We start from the raw sequence: 15940 nt of genomic DNA on the forward strand, positions 1-15940 counted from the left end.
GATAAATATGGTAGCAAAGCAATTTGTAAATAAAATGATTTTATTTACAAATTGCTTTGCTACCATATTTATCAGAAATTTATTAGAGATTTTTTATTACACTATTATAAATTATTTTTTATTTAGCTACTAAGCCATTGGTTTAAAACTATCCCCCTTTGTTTTTACTGTTTTTCATATAATCCACAATTAAATCATCCATATTTTTACTTAATTTTAAAATTTCTTCTTTATTTATATTACATTCATCTTCTAAAAGAGTAACACTTATTTCATTTAAAGTTTTTCTTAAATTTTCAATATCTTCTTTACTCAATTTAATACCCCCATTATATAATATATGGTAAATGTATTATATATTAAATTTACTTAATTTTCAATGTTTTAACAATAAATATCAAACAACACTAATTTTTAACATTATAAAACAAAAAAAGTAGACCTTATATCATATAAGGTCTAAATTTAAAAATTAATATTGATTTTTTTAATAAAAAAAAGGGTTTTAACATATTAATTATAATTATATCATAATTAATATAAAAATGCACCCCTGGAGTCCATTTTTTTACAGTTAGTTTAGTACTTTTGCTTGACCTTCTAGTATTTTAAGTTGATTTTCTTCAATTCCTACTTTGTATGTGGTTTTGTATTTGTTTAATTTGTTGTTGCCATTTATTCTTTCGGTGGCTTCAATTATAGCTATTACTTCCACTTGATTGTTAGTAATTTTTCTTGAAGTCATGCTGTCTATTTTTACAGATAGAGTGTTGTCATATCCTTTTGAAAAAGTTTCGTAGGGCATTTTGTTTTGCCAATTAGATGACAGCATTGAGTATGCTTCTACAAAATCTTTTGAAGCTATGGTATGATAAAAATAATCTACTAAATACTCCCCATCTTCTTTTATTAAACTTTCATTAAAGTTTTCTGTAGGGGTGTCTTCTGGGGTTACTGAAGGATTATTTGACCAGTTATCAAGTAATTCCACTACTTTATGTATGGGGATACTAAATCCTATGGTTTCTTCTCCTAATTTGGCAGAATTTATTCCAATAACCTGTCCAGTTTTTCTATCTATAAGAGGTCCGCCACTATTTCCTTCAGATATAGGTGCAGATATTTGATACATGCCTTTGTATTGATAATTTTCTATGTTAAAATCTCTGTCTACTCCACTTATTATGCCTGTAGTAGCTGAGTTTTGTAGTCCTAAAGGGCTTCCAAGAGCTATAATTTCATCTCCAATTTCATATTTTTTACTCTTGTCCACTCGCATAGGTTTTTTGCCTTTTAACTTTTCTACTCTAATTAAAGCTACATCTGTAGTGTTACTTTTTCCTATAACTACTCCTGAATATGTAGTGGTATCAGACATTTTTACCTTTACTGAAGAATTTTCCTGTACCACATGAGCATTGGTTACAATGTCACCTTTGTCATTATATAAAAATCCAGAACCTATAAATTTACCTTCTGAAGTTTCTACCTCTATACATACTACCAATTTTTGGTTTTCATAAATAATATCTTTTAATTCCTTAGAAGTTTCTTTTTCAAAGCTTCCTAACATAGATGTTTTTACCATAATTTTTTTCTTCATGTTATTTCTTATTACACAAGAAAGCATTACTGCCACAATAACTATAAAAATCGATAATACAATGGATATAATATTGGTTTTTTTATCCAAACAAATCACCTCTTAATTAAAATACCTAATTATTTTATATATTTTCTATTAGATTTTTACTCTTAATTTATACTATTTAATTTAAATACCAAGTTATTTTATCTATGCCAATATGATGACCAGAGTAAATGCCATACTGTACAGAGGAAAATTCCCCCTGTTCATTAGGATATAAAGCATCTGGATAAACATAAGTAGAATCTCTTCCTAAAACATTGTTTTTGCTGTCATATATTGTAAAATAAACTGCTATAAATCCTATAGCCTTGGAAGCAATATTTTTTACTTGTCCACTTACAACAAAATCTCCATACTCATTTACATTACAATTAGTACTTAAAACCTTTACTGCATTAGTTTTATTATTTTTATCCTGTATAGCTGCAGCTTCCATAGCTTTTTCTATTCTTTCGCTTTCTGATTTTTCAAACTTTTCCTTTTGCTTATTTATATTTTCTTTGAAAGAAATAAGCTTTTTATCACTGCTATTGTATTGAAGTGCCTTATCTATAATGTTTATTGCTTCATTAAAATTATTATTTTTTAAATATTCATTGGCTTTGTTGTAAGCTAAAGAACTTATCCTAGACTTTAAAATTTTTTCTGTATCCTTAGCTTCTTTCACATCATAAGAAGATATTTTCATTAAAAGTGCTACTAATTCTTCTATAGAATTTTTGTTATTCATATCCTCTTTAATTTGTAACACAGTAATTCCTGCTTTTTTATCTTTTATAACATTATCTAAAAAATCATAAAACTTTCCAGAACCCTCACTTATTTTCTCACTGGCTTTGTCCAGCTCCCCTAGTGCCTCATCATATTTATGATTTTTAATTAAATTTGGCAACTTTCCAATATAATTATCCACTTTCTTACCCTGAGTTAAAAATTTTATATCCTGCTTTAAAGCTGTATTATTAGGTCTTTTGGATAAAGCTTTATTAACTAAATTATAAGCTTCATTAATATTTCCCTTTAAAGCTTGATTTTCTGCTTTAATTCTCATATTTTCTACAGCATTATCTACATAAACTTCGTAACCATATGTCCCTAAAACTAAAACCACAGAAAACACTGTTGCCACTACTGGCTTAAACCAAAATTTATTTTTAAAATTATTTTCCTGCTTATCTGAAATATTTTTATTTTTTTCTTCATATTTTTCTAATTTAGCACCGCAATTAGGACAAAACTTATCTTCTTCTAAAACTTTACTACCGCAATTTTCACAAAACACTTACTTATACCTCCTATTTGAATTATTGTTATGTTTTTACTTTAATTATACAATTCAAGTGATTTTTATGCAATTGCATTTTTTTGAACCCCAGAGGTGCATTTTTTGCACCCCTGGAGTCCATTTTTTTACAATTTGAATCTATTTACTTCTTCTAATGTTTCGGAAGATATGGTAGATAGCATAGATGCACTGTTGGCTACTTCTTCGGAGGAAGCATTCATTTCTTGTGAAGAGGCAGATATTTCTTCTGCAGAAGCTGAATTTTCTTCTGATACTGCAGATGTGGACTCTACTTTTCCTATAATTTCGTTTTTCTGATTGTCTATATTATTTACTTCTTTATTAACTTTGGCAATTAAAGGAAGTATATTTTCTATATTGTTAATAATTTCTTTAAATGCATCTATAGAACTGTCAATTATCTGCTGTTGATTAGAAAATTCATTACCAACAATATTAGTTTTTGATACAACTTCTTCTGTTTCTGAAGAAATTAAATTCACCATTTTACTTATTTCTCCTGAGGAATCCTTGCTTTGCTCTGCTAATTTTCTAATTTCATCTGCAACTACTGCAAAACCTTTTCCTGCTTCTCCTGCTCTAGCTGCTTCAATGGCGGCATTTAGTGCTAATAAATTGGTTTGCTCTGCTATGCTGTTTATAAGATTTGTTATTTCGTTAATTTTTTTAATACTTTGCCCTAAATTAGATATTTTCGTACAGACATCCTTAAAAGATTGCTGAATTTCATTGGAGGATTTCATTAAATACTCCAATTGTTTATTGCTATTTTTCGCTTTATCATTTACGTTATTTGCATTTTTATCTACATCTTTTACAGATATTACTATATTATCTATAGCTTGTCCAAACACATTTAATATATTTATAATTTCAATTAATTCATTAGCCTGAGAAGAAGACCCCTGAGCCACACCAGTAATAGCATTGCTTACTTCTTGAGAAGTAGATGTCATTTCTTCTGAAACTGAAGATAGTGAAAGAGAATTTTCATTTATTTTATTCATTTTTTCTTTTATAGAATTTAAAATATCCGCTATAGCCTCTATCGTTAAAGCTAATTCCCTTTTCATAACTCCAAATTCGTTTTTGTTATTTTTGTCTATTTCAAGTGAAAAGTCCCCAGATGAAATAGTTTTTAGTAAATTTAAAAAGTCTTTTATAGAATTTTTTATTACAGATAACATAGATAAAGATAATATAGAAACTACCGCAATCAATACTATCAAAATTATTAAAAACATTCTTTTACTTTGCACATATTTATTTTTTGAAATATCACTAAGCTCTTTAGCTGATTTTTTATTAATATTTACTAAATTATTAATGCCCTGAGAAATTTCTGTTCCTAAATCACTATATTCATCAATAAATTTTTTATCGAAGGTTTGAGATTTTGCTCTTTTTTCTATTACTTCTTTACTCATTTCCATATATTTTCGATAATTTTCTTCTAATTTTTGAAATGCTGCTTTTTCGCCCTCATCAGTATTTACTTTTTCTAAATAAGCTAAATTTTCTTTAATAATTTTATCACTTTGTTTTATTATATTTATATTTTTTTCATCATGTTCTCTGTCAATAACTTTGGTAAGGGCATTTCTCATAACCCCCATTTCTCCATTTATATCTCCTAGTATTTCTATTTGAGTAAGTTCTTCATCATACATTTTTTCAATATTGCTGTTTATACTTTTAATGCTCATATACCCTATTGTGCCCAAAATCAATGTACTTATAATAGCTATAGCCCAAATAGCTACTATAGAGTATGTGATTTTTAAATTTTTTAGTTTTTTTAACATTTTTTATTATCCTCCTTATAAAATTTGTATTTTTAATATCGTATTTATTTTTATTTACTTTATAGTGTACCCCAGGGGTGTAAAATATGGAAAATACTTTATTTTCCATATTCTACACCCCTGAGGTCAAATTTTTAATAATTCAAGTATCATATTAGGTTGACTCTTTGCCTGAGCAAACATTGCTTGTGCCACTTGAGCAAGTATGCTGTATCTAGCATATTCCATCATTTCCTTAGCCATATCTGCATCCCTTATTCTACTTTCAGCAGCACTTAAGTTTTCTGCCATGTTGTCCAAGTTATTTATTGTGTGTTCCAATCTATTTTGGTAAGCTCCTAAAGAAGCTCTAAAACTAGACACATCTCCAATGGCATCATCAAATATTTTTATTGCTGCGGAGGCATTTTCATGAGTGGAAACATCCAAAGCATACCCTGTGTTGTTTCCATTAGTTACGCCATTATCAGTGGCTTTTGTAAACTTAGCATGAACTTTTCCATCTTTTGATGTAACATCTCCATCTGCTGATCCACTTATATTAAGTGCCGAAGCTCTCATATCTTTTAACACTACTTTTATTGTTTGTCCACTATTTGCACCTACTTGAAGATTAACTCCAAAATCATCCTTTTCTGAACATAAAAGCTTTTTAGTGTTAAATTCTGTATCATTTCCTATTCTATTTATTTCCCGTGTAAGTTGATTAATCTCTTTTTGAATTTTTAATCTATCTTCATCGGTATAAGTACCATTAGCTGCTTGCACTGCTAATTCTCTCATTCTTTGAAGTATGGAATGGGTTTCATCTAAAGCCCCTTCAGCTGTTTGTATTAAAGATATTCCATCTTGAGCATTTCTTGAAGCTTGCTGAAGTCCTCTTATTTGCCCTCGCATTTTTTCTGAAATAGCAAGTCCTGCTGCATCATCTGCTGCTCTGTTTATTCTTAACCCAGAACTTAATCTTTCCATAGCTCTTCCCGCTTTAAATAAATTTATATTCATATACCTGTAGGCAATCATGGCATTGATATTGTGGTTTATTATCATAATAATTCCCTCGCATTATTTTTTTAATATACAGCTTTACTATTATTATAATCTTTATTTTCTTTTCCATTTATTGACCCCTGGGGTTTCTTAATCTAAATACTTATCTACATCTTCCATTCCTTCTATATCTAATATTTCTTCTAATATTGTATTTAATTTGTCACTATCTAATTTTTTTATTTTCTCAATATATCTATCATCTAAATTCCCAACTTTTTTATTAAGTAATTTTAACACCCTAATTATATCCTTTTGCCTAGCTTCTTTTCTTGCTTCTTCTATTCCTTTTTCTATTCCCTTCTCTATTCCTTTTTCCATTCCCTTTTGAATACCTCTTTCTTCTACCTTAGGATCATAAAAACTCTTAACCATATACCTTACCTCCTCATCTATATTTTCATACTTTCCATACATATCTAAAAAATAAGAATTTATATTCTCCATTATTATAGTCATTTCATTGTAATCTTCTATATTTATTTTACCATCATTATAAGCTTTATCTATATATTCTAAAGTATTTTTTATTACTTTTTTTAATTTTATATATACTGCCCTCATTTTCTCTTCTTTGTAATGCAATGGTTTATTCGATTTATTTATATTTTGCATAGATTTTCGTAATTTAAATATTTGGAGAGGATATAAAAGATACATATTTTCTCTATAAAGTTTCTCCAAATCATAATTCCAATACTTAAGTACATTTACTTTATACAAAATATTTTCGCCTTTAGGAATAATAAGCTTAAGATTTATTTCATCTGGTGTTTTTTTATCTTCCTCCATTACTATAAGATAAGGTTCTGGTAAAGTTATTTCTATAGTGTTTCTACTATCTTTAAAATCTAAAAGTTTAGCAGCTCTTTCAAAACCATATCTAAACATTCTAATAGCCATGCTATTATCATAAACTGTCTGAAACTCTATTTCGTATTCTAATATTCTATTATCATCTTCCACTCTTACATACATATCTGCATAAAAACTTACAAATTTAACTTTATCTTTATTTAAAGAAGTTATCTCTTTATCACCATAAGTCACCTTAGCATTATAACTTATATCATCCTTATACACTGCATTTAGAAAATCAATTAGTGGCACTTTATTTTGAAGAGAAAATAGCCTTTTCATTATTTTATCCATTTGGATATATGTACTTTCTTCCTCTTTCACATAAGAATCTTTATTTTCTACTTCACCACAAATAGGATAAAAGCCTAAATTTGAATAATAGTAAGATTCTTTTCCTTTAATATTTTCCAAATAAAGCATCTCCTCTGCTATGTATTTCATTTATAGTATGCCCTTGGTAAAATATAATATGCGAATATATGTTCAATATTATTCCATAAAAAACCTATTATTCAATTCATTCCATAACTTCTTTTTTTATTACTTCATATTTATTATGCAAAATTCTATACTTCATTTCGTCATATTATCATTATTATTTTCATCTCAATTTCTAAATATATTTTATCGTACTTTTACTGAAAATTATTCAATACAATAAAATATTATATTTAAATGTAAATAATATAAAATTCAAAATTGCAACTTCTATTATTGCTATTAACATTAATAAAACAAGATAAAATACATTCTTATAATAAAAATCTTCATTACATTAAAAGTTAATAATATAAAATTTTATTTTTATATTATATATATTCTTCATCATTATATCATCTCATTGTAATCCTCTATGTTTATTTTACCATCATCATAAGCTTTATCTATATATTCTAAAATATTTTTATCATTTTTTAATTTTATACATACTTCTAGTATAAAACCCTAAATTTAAATACTAGTAGGATTCTTTTCCTTTATTATTTTCCAAATCAAGCAGATGACTTGTTCTTTATTAAACCATATGCATTTCTAAATGTAAATAATACAAAATCCTCATATTTATATTTTAAAATCGAATAGAAGCTGATTTTCAATCAGCTTCTCTAGAATCGAATTTTTAGATTTTAAAACAAGTCCATTCTTAGCTATCTATTTAGCCATTTACGCTCATTCAAATCTTTTTATACTTTCACATTTCCCCAAGTTATAGTTTCCTAAATTAAAACAATATAAAATTTTATTTTTCTATGATATAATTTAAATAATATAAAATTTTATATTATTTAAATTAAAGGAGACTTTTATGGATTTAAAAAAAATAGAAGATTCTATAATGAAGAACGCTATGGATATTTTTAAGCAAACTGCTGTAGATTTCTTCAATCTTAAAACTAAAATTATAGCTCCTGCTAATACAGAACTTAAAACTATTGATATAAAAACTAGTTTTACAGATTATACCTTTTACACTGAAGATGGTAACTATCTTCATTTTGAATTTCAAACCACCAATAAAGAAGAAGATATAAACAGATTTTTGTTTTATGATGCTTCTCTTTTCTATAAATATGGTAAAAAAGTTAACACCCTAGTAGTATATTCATCTGACATAAAAAAAAGTAAAACTAAAGTAGATGCAGGTTGTTTAAAATATGAAATAGATGCCTTCTATATGAGTAGCTTAGATGGAGATGCTGCATATAATGATTTAAAAATGAAGATAGCTAAAGGGGATGAATTAACTAAAAAAGAAATTTTAAGTTTAACTTTTATTCCTCTTATGAAAGGTAAAGAAGATAAATCTACAAGAACAATAAAAAGCATAGAGTTAGCAGAACACATGAAAGAAAACACCACTAAATTACAATGCATAACGTTGCTTTACGCATTTCTTGAAAAATTTGGTGATGCTAAAAGCAAGAAAAAATTTAAGGAGGTCTTCTCTATGACTGAAATTGGAAAAATGATAATACAAGAAAGCATAGAAAAAGGCATGGAAAAAGGCATGAAAAAAGGCATGGAAAAAGGGTTACAACAAGGTATGCAAGAAGGAAGAAAACAAGAATTAATAAGGACTTCTATAAAATTGCTTACTAAAAAATTTGGTGTTTTACCTGATGAAGTAAAAATAAAAATAGAAAATTCAGATACTACAATATTAGAAATTATAGTCGATGAAATACTTGATTTTAAAAAACTTGAAGATGTATTTAAATATTTAAGATAAAAACAATACAAAATATAGATAGCTTTGTTTTTACACAAAACTATCTATATTTTTAAGTCTGTCAAAAACTTTCTTAAGCTAAATACTTATCTACATCTTCCATTCCTTCTATATCTAATATTTCTTCTAATATTTTATTTAATTTATCACTATCTAATTTTTTTATTTTTTCAATATATCTATCATCTAAACTTCCAACTTTTTTATTAAGTAATTTTAATACTCTGCCTACATCTTTTTGCCTAGATTCTTCTCTTGCTTTTTCTATTCCCTTCTCTATTCCTTTTTCCATTCCCTTTTGAATACCTCTTTCTTCTACCTTAGGATCATAAAAACTCTTAACCATATCCCTTACCTCCTCATCTATATTTTCATACTTTCCATACATATCTAAAAAATAAGAATTTATATTCTCCATTATTATAGTCATTTCATTGTAATCTTCTATATTTATTTTACCATCATTATAAGCTTTATCTATATATTCTAAAGTATTTTTTATTACTTTTTTTAATTTTATATATACTGCTCTCATTTTATTTTCTTTGTAATGCAATGGTTTATTCGATTTATTTATATTTTGCATAGATTTTCGTAATTTAAATATTTGGAGAGGATATAAAAGATACATATTTTCTCTATAAAGTTTCTCCAAATCATAATTCCAATACTTAAGTACATTTACTTTATACAAAATATTTTCGCCTTTAGGAATAATAAGCTTAAGATTTATTTCATCTGGTGTTCTTTTATCTTCCTCCATTACTATAAGATAAGGTTCTGGTAAAGTTATTTCTATAGTGTTTCTACTATCTTTAAAATCTAAAAGTTTAGCAGCTCTTTCAAAACCATATCTAAACATTCTAATAGCCATGCTATTATCATAAACTGTCTGAAACTCTATTTCGTATTCTAATATTCTATTATCATCTTCCACTCTTACATACATATCTGCATAAAAACTTACAAATTTAACTTTATCTTTATTTAAAGAAGTTATCTCTTTATCACCATAAGTCACCTTAGCATTATAGCTTATATCATCCTTATATACTGCATTTAGAAAATCAATTAGTGGCACTTTATTTTGAAGGGAAAATAGCCTTTTCATTATTTTATCCATTTGGATATATGTACTTTCTTCCTCTTTCACATAAGAATCTTTATTTTCTACTTCACCACAAATAGGATAAAAGCCTAAATTTGAATAATAGTAAGATTCTTTTCTTTTAATATTTTCCAAATAAAGCATCTCCTCTGCTATGTATTTCATTTATAGTATGCCCTTGGTAAAATATAATATGCGAATATATGTTCAATATTATTCCATAAAAAACCTATTATTCAATTCATTCCATAACTTCTTTTTTTATTACTTCATATTTATTATGCAAAATTCTATACTTCATTTCGTCATATTATCATTATTATTTTCATCTCAATTTCTAAATATATTTTATCGTACTTTTACTGAAAATTATTCAATACAATAAAATATTATATTTAAATGTAAATAATATAAAATTCAAAATTGCAACTTCTATTATTGCTATTAACATTAATAAAACAACATAAAATACATTCTTATAATAAAAATCTTCATTACATTAAAAGTTAATAATATAAAATTTTATTTTTATATTATATATATTCTTCATCATTATATCATCTCATTGTAATCCTCTATGTTTATTTTACCATCATCATAAGCTTTATCTATATATTCTAAAATATTTTTATCATTTTTTAATTTTATACATACTTCTAGTATAAAACCCTAAATTTGAATACTAGTAGGATTCTTTTCCTTTACTATTTTCCAAATCAAGCAGATGACTTGTTCTTTATTAAACCACATGCATTTTTAAATGTAAATAATATAAAATTGCAAATCTGATTTAAGGCTATATTAAGCTGTTTTTTGTATTATATTATCATTAATATATATATAATTATTTATAAAATTATTTGCATTTTGTAAAAATAAATTAAATGCATCTTCGACAAGGTCTAATGCTATTTTATCAGATTTAAATCCTGTATATCCTTTAGATAAATTATATGTTAATGCTTTAGTTTGACTTTGATGAGGGATATCTATTTTATAAATATCACTTTCATATTGAATATACTTCTCTCTAACTTGATTATATAATACTATTCCTTCCATATAATACTCAATAAAAATATCTTTAAGTTTTACACTTTCAAAGTATTCTTTTAAATCAACGTATGTATTAACTATGATTTTAATTAATTTTTCTAAACAGCTAATACCATTAAACTTATCTCTTTCTCTGCTATAGTCATTTTTAAATTCATTTTTTAAAAAATAATCATCTTAATGCATATATTCGTATATATAAATTTTTTATTTATATCTAAAATAATATGCCAAACTTTGTAAAACAAGAAATAAATAACATAAAAACTATACTTCTCTTTATACCTAAAATCTTTCCTTTTACATATCATATCTTTTATAAACTTCAATATACGGTAATATTTTATATTAATTAATCATCACTATTTCATTATTTTTTTCGATTCCTTTATATGTATATCTTTTAGTGATTCTAAAATAATTTTTCCATTACCATCATCATAACCAAATAATCTACTTAAAATCATTTCTATAGCATCATTTGGATCATGAAATAATATACTATAAGTATTACACAAATCAGGTTCGTTTGTTCTATCAGTATAGATTAATCTTATTATTATATCGTGATTTTCTATAGTAGTTGAAATAAGTTTGAAGTCATTATTACATTTAATAGGTAATGGTAAAAACTCTCCATTTATAGTTCCTGTATGTCTAGGAGTAAAAACTTTTCTCTGCTTTGCATCTTTTAAATTCTTAAAGTTTATTATAGGAAGTACTATTTCCCCATCTTTATTGTAATAAAATCCATGCCAAGAAATAGCATTAATTGTATTATATAAAGAAACTCTTCCATCTTTTGTTTGAATACAATAAAAGGAGTGTTTTTAAGACCATCTATCATAATATCCAATTCACCTTTAGGATTATTATATTTCTTTTTTTCTTCATATTTAAATCTTTTGTATAATTTTTTAGTTTTATCTATAAGCTCCTTAATACATTTTAAATAATTTTCATAATTATATTCAATATTAGAATTATAAAAAAAGATGTACTACACATATATGTAGCACATCTTTTATACTAAACTCCCCTACCTCAACAATTGTAATACTCCCTGAGGTTGTCCATTTGCCTGCGCAAGCATTGATTGAGCTGCTTGTATAGATAATTCCCTCATTCTTTGAATCATAGAATGAGTTTCATTTAAAGCTCCTTCTGCAGTTTGAATTAATGAAATACCATCTTGAGCATTTCTTGAGACTTGGTCAAGCCCTCTAATTTGTGATCTCATTTTTTCAAATATAGCAAGACCTGCTGCATCATCTCCTGCTCTATTTATTCTTATTTAAATTTTAAAAATTAAAATTACTAAATTACATTATTATTTGTTTCTTTTTCAATGCATAAATTATTAAATTCATCAATATCTTTAGGAATTTTGATTTTAAATTTTCTTAATTGACCAGTTGATAAATTATTAATATTTTGGTCTTTTAATCTAGATATAAAAGTTCTAAATCTTTTAGATAACAAATTATATAAAATAATTTTACTATATTCTATATCATTTGATCTAATTATAGATAAAAACCCACCTATATATTTATCAATGTTTTCTTCTACATATGCTACTTTTCCAAGATGCTTCATACTTCCACTTGCAATAGAAATAATAATGTCTCCTTTTTTAGGTTTTAAATCTTCTGAAATACTAACACTATCTTTCAAATATCTTTGTTTTGGATATACTAAAGCATGTTTTTCTAAACTTATATTAGTTGCAGTTAAAATAGCCTTTGAAGTAGTATATGGAACTTCATCTGTTTTAGAATACACTAACCCTGTAATAACCTGTAAAATATCTTTATCTATCAACTCTCCAAAAGATATATCTTCAGACTTAACTTCATCTATAAAATCTCCATATTTACTATAGGAACAAACAATATCTTTATTATCAATCATAAAAAATTGTGATGGATTATTAAAAGTAAAATCTTTATTAATTAATTCACTTGTATTAATATATTTTATTTTTCCTTTTAATTTGTCAGAAATATTCAGACTTTGTCCTTGAAAATTAGCACGTATATATGTACTTACTTTATCTTCATTTTCATAGTTTAAAGGATCATACATCATAGTTTGAATATTTCCATCATCCAACAATAAATGTATACCTTCTTTCCTTTTGCCTTTCGAAAATCTATAACCTAAGTAATGCTGTTGTTCACTATTTTTATCCCCAGAATAAGATATAACAGTCTTTTTATTATTATTTAAAATAAAAATTAACATTCTAAATATATCATCATGAACCTCTATAATTGATTTTTTTTCTTTAAAATATGTTTCGTTATTAAAAATTAATTTATAATGTTGTATATCTTGTTCTGTATCCTCTAATTATATTCACTTCCCCATGTTTTACATTCTATAAGTGCATATGTTTTTCCCAAAATATCTTTTAATAAAATATCAACTCTACCACTTTCATCATGTCCCAATAGCCAAGTCTTTTCTAATTCAATAGCAGAAGGACTATATCCTTTATTTAATAATCTTATTACACATTCTAATACAACCCAATTTTCTGGTTTTGTCAAATTAGAAGTAGATTTATGCCGAACTTTTATATTTTTACCATAATCTATAATATATTTAGATTCAGTAAAACAAATAATTATTTCATAACCTTTAGGTGAAGTAAAAACATAATTATTTCCTGCAACGTCAAATCCTAAATCTAATAATTTATTCTCCATTCAAGTTGTTCCTCCTATTTTTTACTTACTATATTTATTATTTAAATCATGTATAACATCACTTATTTTGTATACCCTTATCAATTTACATTATAATAGATATTTTGCGTGTATAAAAGGTACTTTTTACATCTTCCTTTTATTGTATTAATTAATACATTTTAAAATTGTGCTATGTATTTCATTTATAGTATATCCTTAGCAAAAAATAATATACGAACAAACATTCGATAATTTATTTCCAAATTTTACACCCCTGGGATGATTTTAAATGTAAAATAAGCATCAACAGCTATTGATGCTTATTCAAATATTTTTCCGTATTCCATTTTTCTACTTTCACTATCTAACGCTTTCACCTGCATCCTTAAGTTATTTATCCTATCATTTAATACTTCTAATTCTTCTTTAGTAAGATCATATTTCTTAGCTATTTCTGCTAATTCTCTCATTTCTAGCAACTTATTTTCTATTATATCCAGCATATTTTGTCTATACCTTATCCATAGGAGCTCTTCCTTTAATTCTTCTCTTTCATTCATATCTATGCTCTAACATCTAAATGTTGTCCAACGTTAGGATTAACACAACATTCCTCTATCATTTCTGTCATCTGAGCAGCTGTTTCCTTTCCTGTATTCATTGCCATTTTCATTAATGCTAGGCTAGCATCTTGTTGAACTTTTGATTGGTTCATTGCTATTGATAAACCTGCTATATCCATGATATTACCCCCTTTTTTAGATTTTATTAATAAAACATTTAATTTTAATACTCTTAATATATATATTCGTATAAATGAACTTTTTATTTAATTTATATAAAATATACATTGCATTAATTAATATATTTTAAAACTTTTCTATGTATTTCATTTATAGTATATACTTATCAAAAATAATACACCAATAAACATTGCATAATTTATTTCCAAATTTTACTCCCCTGTAGTACAGCAAAAAATAAAAATGAATAAAAAACCTTTCCTTAGCAAAAAATAAAACCCAAAGGAGCAATTATAAATGAAAATAACTACAATAGAACAAAACATACTGATAGGAAGCATACTAGGCGATGGAAACTTAGCTCTATATGGAAGAAGTAAAAATGCCCATTACAGAGAACATGGAGCTTTTTATCAACTTCCTTATAGAATGTGGAAATGCAATAAACTTAAAAATCTAAAATTCAAAATAAGAGAAAATGAAAAATACCCTTCTCTTGTATCTCCTTCTCACCCTATTTTCACAAAACTTTATAATAAATTTTACATAAATAATAGAAAATCACTAACAAAAGAAAATATAAAAATGTTAAATCACCCTATAGGATTAGCTTGTTTATATATGGATGATGGAAGCTTAGTAATAGACTCATCTAAAAAATCAAATAAAATATACTTATTCCCTAGAATAGCTATATACACACTAAACTTTACAAAAGAAGAAAATATGCTACTTATAGAACATATAAAAAATATATTTAATATAAAATTTAAACTAAAAGAAAGTCCCTATGGAACTAAATATTTATTAGAATTAAATAAAAGAAATGAAATTATGAAATTTATTAATATAGTAAAACCTTATGTAGAAAACATAAAATGCATGAAATATAAAATAGAAGTAGAAGAAAGAATGAATAATAAATACAATGAATTGTTAAAAGAAAATATTGAAGAAAAAATAGTAATTTCTCCTTTGCATGTGAAAAATAAAAATTATACAAAAGAAGAAGAAAATTTGATAATATCATTAAAATTAAAAGGAGTTAAAGACAAAGAAATAGCAAAAATAATTGGTAAAACTTATTATGGTGTAGTAGATAAAATAAGAAGGTTGAGGAAAGAGGGAAAACTACCTCACTAATGCAAAATATTTATTGCCACTTATCGCACTTTTGAGGTAGCTTTTTTAATATCTACTTTCCTCATTTAAAGCCTTAATATGCATTTGTAATATTTTTATTTTTTTACTAACTTGTAATCTTTCTTCTTGTGAAATTTCCTTTGTAGAAATTTGAGCTAAACTCCTTATTTCACATAACTTTTTTTCAATTATATTTAGCATGTTTATTCTATATTTCACCCAATCTAATTCCTCTTGAAGCTCATTTAAAATTTGTTTTTTATATACTGACTTATTATATTCATCCATTTA

General features: G+C 25.5%; 16 protein-coding genes and 1 pseudogene. 2 read left to right on the forward strand and 15 right to left on the reverse strand.

Annotation, left to right across the window (positions count from 1 at the left end):
* Positions 1-148: 148 nt before the first annotated feature.
* The 6 genes from CLOACE_RS04855 to CLOACE_RS11905 form a co-directional block, all read right to left on the reverse strand.
* Positions 149-316 carry an aspartyl-phosphate phosphatase Spo0E family protein gene (locus CLOACE_RS04855; RefSeq protein ID WP_175429433.1) on the reverse strand — a complete coding sequence of 56 codons (168 nt, stop codon included), beginning with the start codon at positions 314-316 and terminating at the stop codon, positions 149-151.
* Between the two features lie 258 nt (positions 317-574).
* Entirely contained in the window at positions 575-1693 is a 1119-nt protein-coding gene (locus CLOACE_RS04860) for a S1C family serine protease (protein ID WP_070109914.1), read from the reverse strand.
* Between the two features lie 76 nt (positions 1694-1769).
* Complete coding sequence (locus CLOACE_RS04865) at positions 1770-2933, reverse strand: FxLYD domain-containing protein (protein ID WP_070109915.1); 1164 nt, start codon at positions 2931-2933, stop codon at positions 1770-1772.
* Positions 2934-3061: 128 nt separating this feature from the next.
* Positions 3062-4762 (reverse strand): methyl-accepting chemotaxis protein, encoded by a 1701-nt coding sequence (locus CLOACE_RS04870; RefSeq protein WP_070109916.1) that lies wholly within the window; start codon positions 4760-4762, stop codon positions 3062-3064.
* Positions 4763-4888: 126 nt separating this feature from the next.
* Positions 4889-5812 (reverse strand): flagellin N-terminal helical domain-containing protein, encoded by a 924-nt coding sequence (locus CLOACE_RS04875; protein ID WP_070109917.1) that lies wholly within the window; start codon positions 5810-5812, stop codon positions 4889-4891.
* Positions 5813-5902: 90 nt separating this feature from the next.
* Entirely contained in the window at positions 5903-7084 is a 1182-nt protein-coding gene (locus CLOACE_RS11905; RefSeq protein ID WP_070109918.1) for a DUF4351 domain-containing protein, read from the reverse strand.
* 895 nt (positions 7085-7979) lie between these two features.
* On the opposite strand from CLOACE_RS11905, the gene CLOACE_RS04885 reads away from it, so the two are divergent.
* A complete protein-coding gene (locus CLOACE_RS04885) occupies positions 7980-8903 on the forward strand; it encodes a DUF4351 domain-containing protein (protein ID WP_070109919.1) in 924 nt (307 codons plus the stop codon).
* A 73-nt stretch (positions 8904-8976) separates the two neighbouring features.
* Here CLOACE_RS04885 and CLOACE_RS11910 read toward each other — a convergent pair whose 3' ends face one another.
* The 8 genes and pseudogenes from CLOACE_RS11910 to CLOACE_RS04920 all read right to left on the reverse strand — a co-directional run bounded on the left by CLOACE_RS11910 (position 8977) and on the right by CLOACE_RS04920 (position 14505).
* Positions 8977-10146: a DUF4351 domain-containing protein gene (locus CLOACE_RS11910; protein ID WP_070109920.1), complete on the reverse strand. Its 1170-nt coding sequence runs from the start codon at positions 10144-10146 to the stop codon at positions 8977-8979.
* A gap of 666 nt (positions 10147-10812) precedes the next feature.
* Positions 10813-11073, reverse strand: a complete 261-nt coding sequence (locus CLOACE_RS04895; RefSeq protein ID WP_070109921.1) for a hypothetical protein — start codon at positions 11071-11073, stop codon at positions 10813-10815.
* A 356-nt stretch (positions 11074-11429) separates the two neighbouring features.
* On the reverse strand, positions 11430-11585 hold the full coding sequence (locus CLOACE_RS11750) for a hypothetical protein (protein WP_175429434.1): 156 nt from the start codon (positions 11583-11585) through the stop codon (positions 11430-11432).
* A gap of 521 nt (positions 11586-12106) precedes the next feature.
* Positions 12107-12361: pseudogene (locus CLOACE_RS04900) on the reverse strand (flagellin N-terminal helical domain-containing protein); the annotation flags it as partial.
* 23 nt (positions 12362-12384) lie between these two features.
* Positions 12385-13314 carry a restriction endonuclease subunit S domain-containing protein gene (locus CLOACE_RS04905; protein ID WP_070109923.1) on the reverse strand — a complete coding sequence of 310 codons (930 nt, stop codon included), beginning with the start codon at positions 13312-13314 and terminating at the stop codon, positions 12385-12387.
* Positions 13315-13418: 104 nt separating this feature from the next.
* Positions 13419-13781: a hypothetical protein gene (locus CLOACE_RS04910; RefSeq protein WP_070109924.1), complete on the reverse strand. Its 363-nt coding sequence runs from the start codon at positions 13779-13781 to the stop codon at positions 13419-13421.
* Positions 13782-14083: 302 nt separating this feature from the next.
* Positions 14084-14323 (reverse strand): hypothetical protein, encoded by a 240-nt coding sequence (locus CLOACE_RS04915; protein ID WP_070109925.1) that lies wholly within the window; start codon positions 14321-14323, stop codon positions 14084-14086.
* Positions 14324-14325: 2 nt separating this feature from the next.
* Positions 14326-14505, reverse strand: a complete 180-nt coding sequence (locus tag CLOACE_RS04920) for a YjfB family protein (RefSeq protein WP_070109926.1) — start codon at positions 14503-14505, stop codon at positions 14326-14328.
* A gap of 298 nt (positions 14506-14803) precedes the next feature.
* Here CLOACE_RS04920 and CLOACE_RS04925 point away from each other — a divergent pair, with 298 nt between their 5' ends.
* Positions 14804-15649: a hypothetical protein gene (locus tag CLOACE_RS04925; RefSeq protein WP_070109927.1), complete on the forward strand. Its 846-nt coding sequence runs from the start codon at positions 14804-14806 to the stop codon at positions 15647-15649.
* Between the two features lie 45 nt (positions 15650-15694).
* On the opposite strand, the gene CLOACE_RS04930 is transcribed toward CLOACE_RS04925, so the two are convergent.
* Positions 15695-15937 (reverse strand): hypothetical protein, encoded by a 243-nt coding sequence (locus CLOACE_RS04930; RefSeq protein WP_070109928.1) that lies wholly within the window; start codon positions 15935-15937, stop codon positions 15695-15697.
* Between the last annotated feature and the right edge of the window lie 3 nt (positions 15938-15940).

The sequence above is a fragment of the Clostridium acetireducens DSM 10703 genome, assembly GCF_001758365.1.
Taxonomy (GTDB): Bacteria; Bacillota; Clostridia; order Clostridiales; family Clostridiaceae; genus Clostridium_C; species Clostridium_C acetireducens.

Excerpts from the sequence above, each read along its gene's own strand:
- CLOACE_RS04870 (WP_070109916.1), bottom strand. The coding sequence starts at position 4,762 with ATGTTAAAAAAACTAAAAAATTTAAAAATCACATACTCTATAGTAGCT.
- CLOACE_RS04875 (WP_070109917.1), bottom strand. The coding sequence starts at position 5,812 with ATGATAATAAACCACAATATCAATGCCATGATTGCCTACAGGTATATG.
- CLOACE_RS04885 (WP_070109919.1), top strand. The coding sequence starts at position 7,980 with ATGGATTTAAAAAAAATAGAAGATTCTATAATGAAGAACGCTATGGAT.
- CLOACE_RS04895 (WP_070109921.1), bottom strand. The coding sequence starts at position 11,073 with ATGGAAGGAATAGTATTATATAATCAAGTTAGAGAGAAGTATATTCAA.
- CLOACE_RS04905 (WP_070109923.1), bottom strand. The coding sequence starts at position 13,314 with ATGTTAATTTTTATTTTAAATAATAATAAAAAGACTGTTATATCTTAT.
- CLOACE_RS04910 (WP_070109924.1), bottom strand. The coding sequence starts at position 13,781 with ATGGAGAATAAATTATTAGATTTAGGATTTGACGTTGCAGGAAATAAT.
- CLOACE_RS04915 (WP_070109925.1), bottom strand. The coding sequence starts at position 14,323 with ATGAATGAAAGAGAAGAATTAAAGGAAGAGCTCCTATGGATAAGGTAT.
- CLOACE_RS04920 (WP_070109926.1), bottom strand. The coding sequence starts at position 14,505 with ATGGATATAGCAGGTTTATCAATAGCAATGAACCAATCAAAAGTTCAA.
- CLOACE_RS04925 (WP_070109927.1), top strand. The coding sequence starts at position 14,804 with ATGAAAATAACTACAATAGAACAAAACATACTGATAGGAAGCATACTA.
- CLOACE_RS04930 (WP_070109928.1), bottom strand. The coding sequence starts at position 15,937 with ATGGATGAATATAATAAGTCAGTATATAAAAAACAAATTTTAAATGAG.